Source organism: Kordiimonas lipolytica (assembly GCF_042651265.1).
GTDB classification, from domain to species: Bacteria; Pseudomonadota; Alphaproteobacteria; order Sphingomonadales; family Kordiimonadaceae; genus Kordiimonas; species Kordiimonas lipolytica.
This window is the reverse complement of sequence record NZ_JBHSCR010000005.1, coordinates 275,232-289,750: the sequence shown is the minus strand read 5'-3', so window position 1 is coordinate 289,750 and position 14,519 is coordinate 275,232. Positions and strand designations below refer to the sequence as shown.

The following is a 14,519-nucleotide window of genomic DNA, read 5'->3' as shown; positions in this document are numbered from 1 at the left end:
GACTGGCTTCAAAAAGCCGGATTTGATTTTTTGCCTTTCTGGAATAAGGTGTTGCCCGACTTGGCATCGCATTGGGGGAAAATGTGGCCCTAGATCTTTCATCGTTGCTGCTGGTGACCGTCCTGATACTGGCTGTCTCAACCTGTGTGCTGGTTGCGCACTGGATTGCCAATTTCAGTTTCGCGGGACTGGGTCGCCTTGCAATCGGTATGGCGATGGCAACGGCGGGCGTCTTTGTTTTGACGCTGGCTGCCGGGCCTGAGCGGTCTTTGGCTATCCTCCTTGGAGATCTGCTTATTCTAACAGGCCACCTCTGGTTCTGGTTTGGAATCGCAGATTACTGGAAAGAGCGGTCCCGGCGGCTGACCTATCTGGCGGGCGCTATTATGGTTTTCGCAATAGTCATTCTGGTCAATAACCTGCTGCAGGGTGGCACGCAGGAAAACCGTGCAGCGCTCTATTCGTTCTTTGCGGCGGTGTTCTCACTGGGGGCTGCGCTTTCAGTGGTGCAGGCGCTTGGCGGGCGCGTCGGGCTATATAAAGGTATCATCAAACGGAAAACCATTGGTGCAAGCGTTGTTGCCGGTGTGTTCCTGGCCCATGGCGGTTTTAATGTCTACCGCGGCATAAGCATCATGGCGATGGAGACACCAAAGGCCTATTTCGATGACACTGCTATTGCGACCCTGACCCAGATCGAAGGCATGGTGTTCGCGCTGGCTCTTGCAGTGTCGCTTATCGTATCGACGGCAGAACGTGTGCAGGCGGACTTGCGCATTCAGGCGATGATGGACCCCTTGACGCAGGCGCTCAACAGGCGGGCTTTCATGACCGTGATCAAGACCGTGCTTGCCCGGTCACGCCGCCTAAGCGAGCCAGTGTCCCTGATCATGATGGATATCGACAAATTTAAGCGGATCAACCTGAAGCATGGACATCTAGTGGGGGACGCTATTCTCAGCCAGTTTGCAGAAGGCGTGATGGAAGGCCGTCGGGCGCAGGATGTCTTTTGTCGCTTTGGCGGTGAAGAATTCGTGCTGTTGTTGCCCGGCACAGCGGAGGAGGGGGCCGAGCTGGTGGCGCACCGGGTGCGCGATGCTGTCACAGGGTATCCTTTTCAGCACGGTAACAAGGATATCAGCCTGACGGTGAGTTTCGGTGTCACCACTGCGCGCGGCGATGACCTTCTTCCAGACAGTATTCTTGATGCGGCCTACAAGGCTCTCAGGGAAGCGCAGAAGGAAGGCCGCAACCAGATTGAGGTTTCAGGCAGCGCTGGAGCCGTTAAACCCGCCCAAAGCGCATAGGTCAAAAAAAACGGCCCGGATCGATGATCGCGGGCCGATTCTTGTTTTTCTGTGAAATAATCTTAGAGCTTTTCAACCAGCAAGCTGCCGATCGAATAGCCTGCACCGAACGAGCAGATGATGCCCTTGTCGCCGGCCTTCATGTCTTTGTGGTTTTCGTGGAAAGCCACAATGGAGCCAGCGCCTGCGGTGTTGCCATATTGGTCCAGCACGGTTGGCGCTTCATGGCTTTCCGGTTCGCGGCCCAGAAGCTTCTTGGCGGCATACATATTCATGTTGATGTTTGCCTGGTGCAGCCACATGCGGCTCAGGTCTTCTACGCGGAGGCCTGCATCTTCAAGCTGGCTGGAGATGAACTCAGTCACCAGCGGCAGCAATTCCTTGAATACCTTGCGGCCTTCCTGCATGAAGAACATGTCCTCACGCAGCAGGCTATCGTCATCAAGGCGGGTCATCGGACCATAGTGCGTCCGGATATTGGAAGAGAACTGCGTTTCGGCCTTGGTGCCGGTTACCTTCCAGAGGTCGTCGCCCTTAGCGATCGATGCATCTTCAAGCACAACCGCAGAAGCGATATCACCGAAGATGAAGTGGCTGTCGCGGTCACGGAAGTTCACCATGGTGGAGAAGATTTCCGGGTTTACCATCAATACGCGCTTGGCAGTGCCAGCCTTGATGGCGTTCACACCTGCGATCAGGCCGTAAGTGGCGCTGGAGCACCCCATGACCATATCGAGCGCGCTGCCCTTGGTGCCAAGGTGTTTCTGAACTTCGATGCCGATGGCTGGGAAGAAGCGCTGCACAACGGCAGCGGAGCAGATGACCTGGTCGATATCTTCTGGCTTGAGGCCTGCGTTCTTGATGGCCTGTTTGCCTGCCTCAATCGCCATATGGGCCTGGAAGCAGGGGCGCTCATCGTCGCCGTGGCCGCCTTCCGGCATTTTGGACATCATGCGATCAAGGTCCATCACGCCTTCAACGTCTACCAGGTGGCGGGCTTTGATGCCGGAAGCTTTCTCAATGAATTCAGCGCTTGAGTGCTGTTTGGCGGGGATCAGGCCGGCTTCGATATCGGCCTTGTTGCGGGCATTGAAATCATCAACATATTCGTTGAATGTTTTGACGAGTTCCTCATTGGTGATTTTGTGCGGCGGCACATAAAGACCCGTACCCGAAATTACTACATCAACCATACCAAACAGTTCCTTGTTTTTGCCAGCCTGTCTTACGCCGATTTATGACAGGCCTGTTACATTGGGCGCATAGATATACTGCCTTTTGGCCCAACATCCAACCAATCATTCTGGGAATATCTGCCATGCAAAAAATGGCTTAGTTTTCTGTAGGATAGCGCATACGGCTATGCTACCAAATTGGTATGTCGATCTGGGGTAAAATTATTGGTGGCGCTGCTGGGCTGGCCTTGGGCGGGCCCATAGGGGCCCTGTTGGGCGTCGCGGCCGGTGCTGCGGTGGACGCGGGCGTCTCCAGGGGAAGTGCCGGGCCGGACGCTACCAAACAGATCACTTTTACCATCGGGGTGATCGCTCTGGCGGCTAAAATGGCCAAGGCGGATGGCAGGGTGACGCGCGAGGAAGTGGATGCCTTCAAGCAGGTATTCCGCGTGCCGCCGGAAGAGATGGCGAATGTCGGCAAGGTGTTCGATATGGCGCGTCGTTCGACCGCAGGATTCGATGCTTACGCCAAGCAGATCGCCAGCCTGATGTATGACAACAGGCCTGTGCTGGCGGATCTTCTGGAAGCGCTCTTTTTCATCGCCAAGTCTGACGGTGAAGTGCACCCCAATGAGCTGAATTATATCAGGGCTGTTGCCAAGATTTTTGGCTACAGGCAGGCGGAAATTGATGCGCTCGTACATCGGCATGTGGGGGCGGACCCTGAGTGCCCTTATGGTGTGCTGGGGGTCGACCCATCCATCGATGATGCTGCACTAAAGGCGCAGTACCGAAAGCTGGTGCGGGATAACCACCCGGACCGCCTGATCGCGGCCGGTGTTCCGAACGACTTCATTGCCGTGGCAACACGCCGGGCTGCAGAAATCAATGCCGCCTATGACAAGATCAAGGCCATGCGGGGCAAGGAAAGCCCACGTACGGAGCAAAGGGCATGAAGACGCGGGATATTTTCCTCGTCATGCTTGTAACCCTTGTTTGGGGTCTGAATTTTATCGCGGTGAAATGGGCGGTGGAGGACCTGCCACCCCTGGTGGCCAACGCGACCCGCTTCATTGTTGTTGTCATTGTCCTGCTGCCGTTCCTCAAGGTAATCCCAGGCCGGATGAAAGACCTGGCGCTGGCTGCTGTCAGTCTTGGCGTCATTCATTTTGGTGCAGTCTTCATGGGCATGCAGTTGGCCGACGGTGTTGGCGCCGTGGCGATTGCCTCGCAGCTTAATGTACCCTTTTCAACCATCCTTGCGATCCTGATCTTGCATGAAACCGTTGGGTGGAAGCGGGCGCTTGGGATTGCTTTAAGTTTTGCGGGTGTGATGGTGCTTGGGTTTGATCCCAATGTATTTGCCTATTGGGACGCCCTTTTGATCATTGTCTTCTCTGCATTCATGTATAGCGTGTCGGCCATCTTGATGCGGCAGCTCAAGGAAGTGCGGGCTGTGACGACGCAGGCCTGGGTGGGCGTTGCAGGTATCCTCGGGTCCACCATATTGTCGTCCATTTTTGAAAGCGGCCAGTTTGAAGCCATCGCCAACACAAGCCCGAAGGCCTGGGCCGCGGTAATTTATACCGGGATTGGGTCCTCAGTGATTGGCCATGGCGGCGCGAACTATTTGCTCAGGAAATATGAGGTTTCCGTGGTGTCACCCTATTTTCTGATGATGCCTGTCTTTGCGATAGGCAGCGGTATTTTGATCCTGGGTGAGGAATTTACCTGGAGGATGGCGGTTGGCGCCTTGCTTACGCTTTCCGGTGTTCTGGTGGTGACTATCAGGAACAGCGCACGCGCCAAGTCCCTCGCGGTCGCGGAAGTCAGGCCCACGCCGGAGGAGATCGCGGAAGAAAGGAAGGGCGTTGAGGGTGGCTGATATCATCGAGCATCCATCCCCGAACTGGAATGAACGCCCTGAAGGGATGGCTCCCGATATGGTGGTGCTTCACTATACAGGCATGCGTACCGGGGCAGAAGCGCTGGACCGCTTGTGTGATCCCGCAGCCCAGGTTTCGGCCCATTATCTGATTGAAGAAGACGGGCGGATATTTCGCCTGGTGGATGAGGAAAAACGGGCGTGGCATGCAGGTGTTTCGTACTGGCAAGGGCGCGAAAACCTGAACCATAACTCCATTGGGATTGAGCTTGTCAACCCGGGGCATGAGTTCGGCTATAGGGAATTCCCCGATAGCCAGATTTCTTCGCTTCTAGCCCTTCTAAGTGACATCAAAACAAGGCATACTGTCCCCATGGCGCATTTCGTTGGACATAGCGATATTGCCCCGGACCGCAAAGCAGACCCCGGTGAGCTGTTTCCATGGAAGTGCCTGGCCGAAAAGGGTTTTGGTCTCTGGTCTGATGTGGCTGGCGGCGAAACCGAAATGATTGCCAGGCAGGGCGACCGGGGGGATATTGTCAGTAACCTTAACAAACAATTAGGTATCGTCGGATATCATCAGGACGACACCGGAAGTTTTGATGACGCCACCGAATCCAAAGTCCGTGCCTTCCAGGCACATTGGCGACCCGAAACCGTATCTGGGTGCTTTGACAAGGGAACAGCCGCCAGGCTTGCCGACATTGTCAGCCAGATACACATAAATGGGGAACGTTTATGAAAAAACTGCTCTTTTCCACCTTCCTGACTGCAATCGCGATGCCGGCTCTGGCACAGAATGACACTGTAACGACAGAGCACCGACCGAACGAACACACCGTGGCGTGCCTTGAGGCGCCGACACGGGATTGTGCCTTCACATCGGCGCTCCAGACAGTGATTGGTGAAGAGTTCGGGATTGAGCGGGCGAAGGTACTGATCGGTGTGGCACGTGCTATGATCGAAACGGGACAGCAGGATCAGGCGATCCAGACACTGATGCTTGCGCTTGATGAGGCCAGATCAGTACGGCTGACCCTGGTTACCCAGGAAAAAATCACCGTTATCGCTCCGCTCCTTGCCCGGGCGGGGGATGGTGCTGGCGCTTTGGCTTTGGCCGAGGAACTTCAAAATGACGGCATCCGTGATACGGTGCTGGCCAAGATCGCCGAAGAAGCCATCTCGGCGGGTAAATTGGCTGATGCACGCGTGGCGCTTGGCCAAATGACCAATCAGGTGAAAGCCTTCTGGCGGGAACTGTCGCTGCTGCCCCGGGCGCCACGAGAGGCTCTCGCAATCGTGGATCTCGCGGGTCTGGAAGCTAAGGTTCAGGAAGTGACGGTTCCTGACCAGCGCTATCTGGGTGTTATACAGCTTGCGATCATTTCAGACCGTATGGGCCGCCCTGGGGACCGGAATGCGTATCTCGCAGAAGCAGAGGAGCTTTTCAGCAGCATTGTCGGTATTTCCTCCCGTGCCACCATTGCGGCACAACGGGCTCGCAGCATGTTTGATGCGGGAATGGACGAAGCGTTCGTACAGGAAAGTTACGAACTTGCCCTGCTGCATGGTGGGCGGCTCAGAAACAATATGGCGCTTGTGGATTTTGCCAAGAAAGTTGGCGTGATCGAAGCAGCTCGCGGTGATCTTGAAACCGCCTTGTCACGGCTTGAGTATTTTATCGCTGTGGATGAGAAAGCGCAGTATCTCGCGTCACTGAGGGCCGGGTCCAACCAAAGCATTTTTGCTGCCGAAATGCGGGAGCTGCTGAATGAAGTTGAGGAACTGCAGGGGGCATATGAACGGGACCTCGTGCGGTTGACCCTTCTTGAGGGCGCGCTTGGCAATTCAGACATGTATCTGGCCCGCCACGTTGTGGAAGCCATGGAAGACGACGACAACCAGGCCCTTGCGCTTGCCTTGATGGCGCCGCTTCTTGATTAGACCTGGCGGACATCGCCTGAAATAGAAAGGCCGATCCCATGTGGGTCGGCCTTTTTATTTATATCTGATCAGTTCCCTGAAGGTGCCTTTGCCGGTGCGGGAGGTTCTCCGCCCGGGGCGGTCACCGGCTTGTAGCGGGTTATCCAAAGGAAGGCGGCAGGGGCGAAATAGAAGCTCACAATCATTGAAAGGAACGCGCCGCCTGCTATTGCCACAGCAAAAGGCGGCCAGAAGGCGCCGCCCGCCAGTATAAGGGGGGTGAAGCCGCCCACGGTAGTGATCGTTGTTGATACGATGTGCCTGCCCGTGCTCATCACGCCCTCAACCACAGCATCTGGATCACCGGCGCGCGCGGCCTTGATGCCCCTAAGCTCCGACTGGATTACGATGGTCGCGTTGATGGCCAGGCCCACAAGGCCCATCAGGCCGAAAATCACAACGAAGCTGAGTGGAAAATTGAAAAACCATAGGGAAAACAGGCCAAGACCCGCTGCCTGAACAGCTGCTGCGAAGGTTACAAACGCCATACGGAAGCTGTTGAAGGTCAGGACGATCGCAAGAAGCATCAGCACCATCAAAAGGCCCGCGGTGCCGAACAGTTTGGTCATGGCTTCATTGCGCTTTTCCGATTCACCGCCGAATTCGATCTTGTATCCCGGCGGGACTTCCAGGGGCTCGTTTTCAAGCGCCTTTTTCAGGGCTTTGAAGGCGGTATCCGGCAACACACCGAAGTCCAGGAAAGCCTGCACCTTGTTCAGGCGAACACCGTCATGGTGCTCGATGGTGCCTACCTTCGTCGTCAGTTCCACGTCTGCCACGGCAGAGACCGGAAGGTCGGTCAGGCCCCGTGAGGATGTGCCCTGAAGGGGGCGCCCGGTCAGGCTCATGTCGGCGATCGAACTGATGTTGGACCAGTTGGCCCGATCCGCGATCAGGCGTACCGGCACCTGTTGGGTTTCTTCAATCACATAGGTGGCAACTATGCCGCCAGTCAGCGCCTGAAGCTGTGCCTCCACCTGGCTGAGCGTCAGGCCGGTGACGGACACATCGTCTTCCCGGGCTCTTACGTTGATCATCGGGCGCCCGGCCTTCAGCGTGGTCTTTGTGAAAGTCACGTTTGGCAGGCGGCTGACAATAGCACGCATGTCTTCACCAAGGCGTTCAAGAACAGCCAGGTCTGGGCCCTCAATGCGCACCTCAAGCGGGGCGGCGATTGGGGGGCCGGTGCCAAATTCGCGTACAAGCACTGTCGCTTCGGGCAGCAGCGTTGTCAGCTCAGTTTGCAGTTTGGGAATCAGCCTTGGGATTTGGTCGAATTCTTCAACGGTAACAACAGCTTCTGCGGCATTCACGAGGCCATCGTTCTTGGCCATCATGCTGTAATAGAACTTTGCGGCCCGCGTGCCGATGAACCAGTGGGTTGTCTGAATTTCCGGGTTGGTGCGCAGGTCCATATCCAGCTTTTCAACCACACGGCGGGTTTCCTCGATGGACGTCTGGGCGGGCATCTGTATCTCAACACGGAACTGGTTCCGGTCGCTTGTGGGGAAAAACTGTTCGGTCAATTGACCAGCCAGTAAGAAGCCTAAAAGCGGAATGGCAGTCGCAACCACCATCGACCGAACCGGGCGGCGGACGGACCATTCCAGGCTTTTCCGAAACGGCGTGGACAAAAGCTTGCCTTCAACACCGTCCCGCCACCAGACGCGTTTGATCGGCCCGGCATCCGGCGCGCGCCCTTCCACCACACGCCCTGCAACAGCAGAAATGATGGTGAAGGCGATCACGTAGGAGGCGATCAGCGAGGCAATTACAGCGGCCGGTACGCCGATCAGGAAGTCACCAGCATTGCCTGGCATCAGCACAAGCGGCATGAAAGCAATAATGGTGGTGAGAGTGGACCCCAGCAGTGGTAGCCACAGCTTGCGTACCGTTTTCGCAACGGCGACAGACCGGCGTTCGCCCTTGAGACGCAGGTGCTGGATTTCGTCTGTGATTACGATGGCATTGTCCACCATGATGCCAAGCGCCACAATCAGGCCCGTTACCAGAACCTGTTCGATCCTTTGACCCATGGCGTCAGTAATGGCCAGTGATGCCAGAAGCGTCAGCGGCAGGATGGAGGCAGACACAAGAGACGCCCGCCACCCCAGCGACACCAGAAGCACCAGAAGTACCACCAGCGCCCCCTCGGCCAGGTTGCCCATCAGGCCATGGAGGCGCTCATCGGCATATTCGCGCTGATCGAAAATGCGTTCCAGATGCACACTCGAAGGCAAGGTTCCCTTTGCGTCTTCAAGCAATGCACCCAATTGTTCGGACCAGGCATCAATGCGGTAATCTTCGAACATGCGGGCGGCGATAACCACACCGTAGTGGCCGTTCAGATAGGTCAGGCGGCTGGGCGGGTTTTCAAACGCGCGCTCCACCTTTGCCACATCGCCAAGGCGCAGGCTGGCACCGGAGGCATCCAGCCCCAGGGGAATGCGTCGGATGCGGTCGAGGCTGTTGAGCGCGCCTGAAACCTGCACCACCATGCGGTTCCTGTCATCGGATACCACACCAGCTGCACCCCGTGCGTCGGATCCCCGAATACGGGCGGCCACGTCTTCCATTGTCAGGCCGTAAGCCGCGAGTTCCGCGTCATCGATGCTGACCCTGATTTCCTCCTGTGGCAGGCCCAGGACATCAACGAAATCCGTACCCGAAAGGTTCCTGATCTGGCTTTCGATTTCGCGGGCATGACGGCCAAGAATGGCATAGTTGATTGGCGCATCCGCGTGCCAGGTGAGCGCCATGATGGCGGAATGGGCATAGATGCGCGTATCGGAAAAGTCGGGTGCCAGGGCGCCTGTGGGCAGGTCGGTTACTTCCGATACCTTGTCGCGCAGGCGTGCGGTAATGGGCTTGGCGTCATCGACCCGGTCTTCCAGTTCCACAGTAATCAGCGATACCCCGGGGTTGGAGACGCTCCAGACTTCTTTTACTTCCGGTATTTCGCGCATCTTGCGCTCGAGTTTTTCGGAAATTTCCGCTTCAACCCGCTCGGCGTCCGCGCCGGGATAGAAAGTCGTCACCTGAATGACACGGCTTTGCATGTGCGGGTCTTCAAGGCGCGGCATGGTGTAGAAGCTGTTGAAGCCGGCGATCACGATCAGAAGGAGGATCAGCCAGACCACCCGTGGGTGGTTATAAAGGGAACCTTTCATCTGACGTCTTCCTTAACCGCGGGGTTCTGGGCTTGAGGGCAGGATGGTCACGCGCTGCCCCGGGGCCAGGCGTTCAATTCCGTCGGCGATGACTTGATCACCAGCTGAGATGGTGCCGGTAACAAAGACACGGTTATTGTCCGTGTAGAGGATCTGGACATTTTCGAACTGCACATGGGGCCCTTCGGGGCCGTCTACAATCTTGTTGACGCGCCACAAACCACGTACGTCCGAAGACAGGGCGCGAAGGGGTAGCCATGCGCCTTTCGCCTCTTCCCAGTCGCTTACAACAGCGGTGATTAGTTCACCTCGCGCGGCGGTGCCTGTCGGCAGGTCGAACGTGACCATCATTGTGCGGGTTTGCCCCTCGATCGAGGGTACAACGGATCGGAGGGTAGCACCGCTGATGGTGTTGCGGCGTCCATCGCGGAGTTCTATCGGTGCGCCGTCCCGTGCCGCCTGGGCATATTTGGGCGGCATGCCGACATGGGCTTCCATCCGTTTGTTTTCTGAAATTTCAACTATGCTGGTGCCTGCAGCCACTACCGTGCCCTCATCCAGGAAGCGGGCGGTGATAACGCCGTCAAACGGGGCGGTTATGCGCGATTTGGTCAGGTCTACGTCGAGTGCGGCGATTGCGGCTTCCAGTCGCTTCTGATTTGCCCTGAGCGAGATGGCGTTTGCTTCGGCTTCGTCCAGGTTTTGGGCTGATGCATGACCCTGTGCATAGGTTTCCTGCGTCCGCTTCAGCGTGCGTTCGGCAAGATCGAGGCGGGCTTTCACTTCATCTTGCTCCGCCAACAGTTGCGCCCGTTGGGCAGCAAGGCGGGCGGTGTCAAGCGCGGCCAGCGTGTCACCCTTCTTGACGCGCGAGCCAAGGTCGACCGCGATGGCGCTTACGCTGCCGCCTAGCTCGAAGGCCATCTGGCTGATCCTCCCAGGGACCGCGCGACCGGTGAAGGTTCGTTTTGCGTGGTAGCCGTGTTCCAGCACAACCTCCGTAGTGCGGACCGGCAGTGAGCGGCTCTGCCCGCTTTCAGGAATGCTCTGCGCCGTAATTCGAGCGGCAAGGATGCTGCTGAAGATGCCTACTGCGGCCAGAATACCTGCCGCCTTGAAGATTTTCGCACGCTGTACTGTCATCTTGTGTCCTGCTGTCGCCCCTCGGGCCTTATCTTGCAACTGCCTGATCTTGCAACTGTCTGTCAGGCTGCTTTTCCGCTTGTATATATAAACTAGACTGCATAGTCTAGTAAATTATCGAGGCAATGGTTCCGTAACGTAAAATTATGCCCGATGCGTTTGATAGCTTGCATATGGGGCAATTGGTTTGGTATTTGTAGACTATCTAGTCTAAAAAATATGCATAGCTGACTTGTCAGAAATTTGCATGTTCGGGAGTGAGGGGCTATTGAAGCCCAAATGGACTGGAAAGTCGGAACAGAAAAAAGGCTGATAACCGTGTCGAATACCGCACTGGCGCAAAAGGGCGCAGAAGATCAGAGTAAGCCCTCGCGCGGGCGTCCACGCGATGTGGAAAAAAACAGAGCTATTATAGATGCCGCGAGCAGGCTGTTTCTTGAGAATGGTTTCGACGGTACCAGCATGGATGAAGTGGCGAAAAGGGCCGGGGTATCCAAGCAAACTGTCTACAGCCATTTTTCGTCGAAAGAGCAGCTGTTCGGTGAGTCGATCCACATTACCATCGAGAAATATTTCCCAGATCAGGCATTGCAGGAAGTGCGCAGTCATACGCTGGAGGCCGACTTGACAGCCGTGTCTATGCGTTTCGCTCATCTGTTAATGAGCCAGGATGCCATGGCTATGCACCGTGTGCTGGTGTCTGCTGCACCGCGGGGGCCGGAACTTGCCCAGATTTTCTGGGAAGCAGGGCCGGCCGAGATGATCGTCAAGCTATCCGCGTTTCTCAAATACTGGGTGGACAAAGGCGAGCTGGAAATCGATGATCTGGAAAAAGCTGGCGCGCGCCTGATCTCGCTTTTGAAAGGCAAGCCTCATTTCGAAATGGAAATCGGTCTGCGTGATAGTGTGAGCGATGATGTCCTTGAAGCCCATGTAGTTGACGTGGTGAAGTGCTTTATCAAACTATATCGTAAAAGCTGACGGGGCGATCACCCCATAGAAAAAGCCGCCTGGTCAAACCTTGGGCGGCTTTTCTTTTGATATCTTTGGGCGTCTTATTCGGTGCCGTCGGTCGATTCCATCCCGGCGCCCTTCAGGTCCTCGCTTGAATAGCGGGCGTTGTCGCTATCGCCCTTCAAGTTAGACGGCAGGCTTTCCACCTGCGCTTCGGTCCGTGGGCCAAGCGTTGTGTCGAACACGATTTCATCGCCATCGCTGGAGCAGGCCGCAAGGGCAAACAGGGCTACAGCTGGGATCAGTTTTTTCATGGGTACGTCCTCAATCATGATTTGCGGCGGACTTTGCCCTAAAATTATGGCGGCTTCAAGCCCGTGTGCGTGCTTATTTTCTTGACCCCGCAGGGCGCTGGTGCTTGAGTGCCGCCCGGCAGATGGCTGGATGGCCGCCGCTACCTCAGGGTAGGGGAGGAAAGTCCGGGCTCCACGGAAACACGGTGCCGGTTAATGGCCGGCGAGGGCGACCTCAGGGAAAGTGCCACAGAAAGCAAACCGCCTGATCCGTCAGGTAAGGATGAAAGGGTGCGGTAAGAGCGCACCGCGTCCCTGGTAACAGGGATGGCAGGGTAAACCCCACCGGGAGCAAGACCAATAGGGATGGTTGCCTTTAGTGGCAGGCGAGTTTCTGCGCCACCGTCCGGGTCGGTTGCTTGAGCGGCATGGCAACATGTCGCCTAGAGGAATGGCCATCACCAGCTTGCTGGTACAGAACCCGGCTTACACGCCATCTGCCGCTATTTCCTCAGCGTTATACTGTTGCGTAAAATTACTGTTTTACGATAATTTGTCGCAAAGCATGCACGGCCTGTCGCAATTTGCTGTCGGGGCCCCTATCTATTTCTATGGTTTAACCCAGCGGGGCAGGGGTGTGATGTGTTTGTCCCGGTGAAACAAGAACAACAAATCAACAGCGAGGATATCCTGATGAAATTGAAATCAGTTGCCAGAAATGCGCTGGCGGGCGCCAGCATGCTTGCCATGTCTCTTTCCATGTCGACCGGCGTGTTCGCCGAAACTTGGGTCGAAAAAAGCAATGAATACTCCCAGCAGCTCCTGAACCTGATGGGCAAATATCAGCCTGAGTTCGCGGCCCAGGTGGGCGTGACCGGCGTTGAGGCGAATGTCTTTGACCTCAAGGAAAACGTCGTGGACCGTTACCGTGCGGACTCGATGGAAATTGTCGCCACGCTGAAGGCTCAGATGGCCAATGAAACTGATCCCGCGCTTTTGCAGGATATGGCCATTATGGTGAAGGCACTCGAAGACGGTGCCAAAACACTTGAGCTACAGAATAGCGCGCAGCTGCCATACTTCAATGTGCCGCAGATGATTTTCGGTGGCTTCCAGGCGCTTCTGGGGCCCGGCAGCGATGCATCGCGCCACGCTCAGGCGGTCACGCGCCTGAAGCGCTATGCCGGCCTTGAGGACGGCTATACCCCGATCGTTGAGCTCGCGATGGCCCGCACGCGCGAGCGGATGGGCAACATGGAGCTGAAGGGGCCCTATATCAAGGAAGTCGAGCAGGACCTGGAACGTATGCCGACCTTCATTGATGGCATCGACAGCCTGTTTGAAGGTGCGGGCCTTGAAGGCTGGGAGGATGCCGTCGCGACACTGAAGGAACAGCTGGCCGACTACCGCGCCTTTATTGAGGATGAGATCAAGCCCCGTGCCCGCCAGAACGCGCGCCTGCCGCGTCCGCTTTATGAAGACGCCCTGAAGGCAACCTGGGGCGTGGATGCAAGCCCTGAGGAACTGATCGAGCTCGCCACCCTTGGCTATGCCAACATCAAGAATGAAATGAAGGCGCTTGCGGTGCTTGTCGCTGAAGAAAAGGGATACGCGAGCCACGACTACCGCGACGTGATCGCGAAACTGAAAGAAGACAATATCCCTGGCGATCAGTTGAAGGAATTCTATGAGGACGTCATCGCCAAGCTTGAAGAGATCGCGATCCGCGAAGGATTGGTGACGATCCCTGAGCGTGACGCCCAGGTGCGTATCATGACAGCGGCAGAGACGGCCCAGCAACCCGCGCCGAACCTGCAGCCGCCACGTTTTGTGAATTCCGGCCCGAAAGAATATCCAACCTTCCGCCTGCCGCTTCTGAAAAAGAACGAGGACGGTAGCTGGAAGGCGACCGATGAGACATTCCGTGCCAACGCCTGGACCCTTTCGGCCCACGAAGCGCGCCCGGGGCACGAGCTTCAGTTCGCATCCATGGTTGATAACGGTGTATCGCTTGCGCGTCAGCTTTACGCTTTCAACAGCACCAATGTGGAAGGTTGGGCGCTTTACGCTGAGGCAATCTCCAAGCCTTATATGCCACTGGATGCCCAGCTCGTATCGCTGCAGCACCGGCTTCTGCGTGCAGCGCGTGCATTCCTCGACCCAATGCTGAACCTTGGTCTGATCGATGCGGTCGAGGCCAAGCGCATTCTGACCGAAGATGTGATGCTGTCGGATGCGTGGGCACAGAATGAGATTGAGCGCTACACCTACCGCATCCCGGGGCAGGCGCCCGCCTATTTCTATGGCTACAGCAAGCTGCAGGCCTTGCGGACAGAGGTTGAACTGGCACTCGCTGACAAGTTCGACGCCAAGGCTTTCCATGACTTTATCCTGGCCCAGGGCCTGCTGCCGCCAATGCTTATGCGTCAGGCGGTGATGGAGCGGTTCGTGCCGTCCCAGCTTTAAAAGGCACAGGTACAAGAAATCAGCGAAGGGGTGGCCAGTGGCCGCCCCTTTTGCTTTGACCTGTCACAATTGTATACAATTGGCGCGATAGGTCTTCCAATTTCGCTTCTGCGCGCTACAGTCTCTCCTTGTCAGAATTCTTG

General features: G+C 56.5%; 11 protein-coding genes and 1 other RNA gene. 8 read left to right on the top strand and 4 right to left on the bottom strand.

Annotated features, from left to right (window positions below; all coding sequences use genetic code 11):
- Positions 1–83 precede the first annotated feature (83 nt).
- On the top strand, positions 84–1,307 hold the full coding sequence (locus tag ACFO5Q_RS09055) for a GGDEF domain-containing protein (RefSeq protein ID WP_156432053.1): 1,224 nt from the start codon (positions 84–86) through the stop codon (positions 1,305–1,307).
- A 62-nt stretch (positions 1,308–1,369) separates the two neighbouring features.
- Here ACFO5Q_RS09055 and ACFO5Q_RS09050 read toward each other — a convergent pair whose 3' ends face one another.
- Positions 1,370–2,500 carry a beta-ketoacyl-ACP synthase III gene (locus ACFO5Q_RS09050; protein WP_068151893.1) on the bottom strand — a complete coding sequence of 377 codons (1,131 nt, stop codon included), beginning with the start codon at positions 2,498–2,500 and terminating at the stop codon, positions 1,370–1,372.
- 185 nt (positions 2,501–2,685) lie between these two features.
- On the opposite strand from ACFO5Q_RS09050, the gene ACFO5Q_RS09045 reads away from it, so the two are divergent.
- The 4 genes from ACFO5Q_RS09045 to ACFO5Q_RS09030 are packed head-to-tail and all read left to right on the top strand — an operon-like array spanning position 2,686 to position 6,311.
- Complete coding sequence (locus ACFO5Q_RS09045; RefSeq protein WP_068151895.1) at positions 2,686–3,438, top strand: molecular chaperone DjiA; 753 nt, start codon at positions 2,686–2,688, stop codon at positions 3,436–3,438.
- Positions 3,435–4,367: a DMT family transporter gene (locus tag ACFO5Q_RS09040; RefSeq protein ID WP_068151898.1), complete on the top strand. Its 933-nt coding sequence runs from the start codon at positions 3,435–3,437 to the stop codon at positions 4,365–4,367. The genes ACFO5Q_RS09045 and ACFO5Q_RS09040 overlap by 4 nt, the downstream gene beginning before the upstream one ends.
- On the top strand, positions 4,360–5,109 hold the full coding sequence (locus ACFO5Q_RS09035; RefSeq protein ID WP_068151901.1) for a peptidoglycan recognition protein family protein: 750 nt from the start codon (positions 4,360–4,362) through the stop codon (positions 5,107–5,109). Before ACFO5Q_RS09040 ends, ACFO5Q_RS09035 begins: the two co-directional genes overlap by 8 nt.
- Complete coding sequence (locus tag ACFO5Q_RS09030) at positions 5,106–6,311, top strand: hypothetical protein (RefSeq protein WP_068151904.1); 1,206 nt, start codon at positions 5,106–5,108, stop codon at positions 6,309–6,311. The genes ACFO5Q_RS09035 and ACFO5Q_RS09030 overlap by 4 nt, the downstream gene beginning before the upstream one ends.
- 68 nt (positions 6,312–6,379) lie before the next feature.
- On the opposite strand, the gene ACFO5Q_RS09025 is transcribed toward ACFO5Q_RS09030, so the two are convergent.
- Together ACFO5Q_RS09025 and ACFO5Q_RS09020 are read right to left on the bottom strand one after the other, a co-directional pair.
- Positions 6,380–9,520 (bottom strand): efflux RND transporter permease subunit, encoded by a 3,141-nt coding sequence (locus tag ACFO5Q_RS09025; RefSeq protein WP_068151907.1) that lies wholly within the window; start codon positions 9,518–9,520, stop codon positions 6,380–6,382.
- 12 nt (positions 9,521–9,532) lie between these two features.
- Complete coding sequence (locus ACFO5Q_RS09020) at positions 9,533–10,663, bottom strand: efflux RND transporter periplasmic adaptor subunit (RefSeq protein WP_068151910.1); 1,131 nt, start codon at positions 10,661–10,663, stop codon at positions 9,533–9,535.
- 318 nt (positions 10,664–10,981) lie between these two features.
- On the opposite strand from ACFO5Q_RS09020, the gene ACFO5Q_RS09015 reads away from it, so the two are divergent.
- Positions 10,982–11,644, top strand: coding sequence for a TetR/AcrR family transcriptional regulator (locus ACFO5Q_RS09015; protein ID WP_197421273.1), 663 nt, complete (start codon positions 10,982–10,984; stop codon positions 11,642–11,644).
- A gap of 74 nt (positions 11,645–11,718) precedes the next feature.
- Here ACFO5Q_RS09015 and ACFO5Q_RS09010 read toward each other — a convergent pair whose 3' ends face one another.
- Entirely contained in the window at positions 11,719–11,931 is a 213-nt protein-coding gene (locus ACFO5Q_RS09010; RefSeq protein WP_068151917.1) for a hypothetical protein, read from the bottom strand.
- 118 nt (positions 11,932–12,049) lie between these two features.
- Here ACFO5Q_RS09010 and rnpB point away from each other — a divergent pair.
- Together rnpB and ACFO5Q_RS09000 are read left to right on the top strand one after the other, a co-directional pair.
- An RNA gene (gene rnpB / locus ACFO5Q_RS09005) (RNase P RNA component class A) lies at positions 12,050–12,415 on the top strand.
- Between the two features lie 188 nt (positions 12,416–12,603).
- A complete protein-coding gene (locus ACFO5Q_RS09000; protein ID WP_068152534.1) occupies positions 12,604–14,376 on the top strand; it encodes a DUF885 domain-containing protein in 1,773 nt (590 codons plus the stop codon).
- The last annotated feature ends 143 nt before the right edge of the window (positions 14,377–14,519 follow it).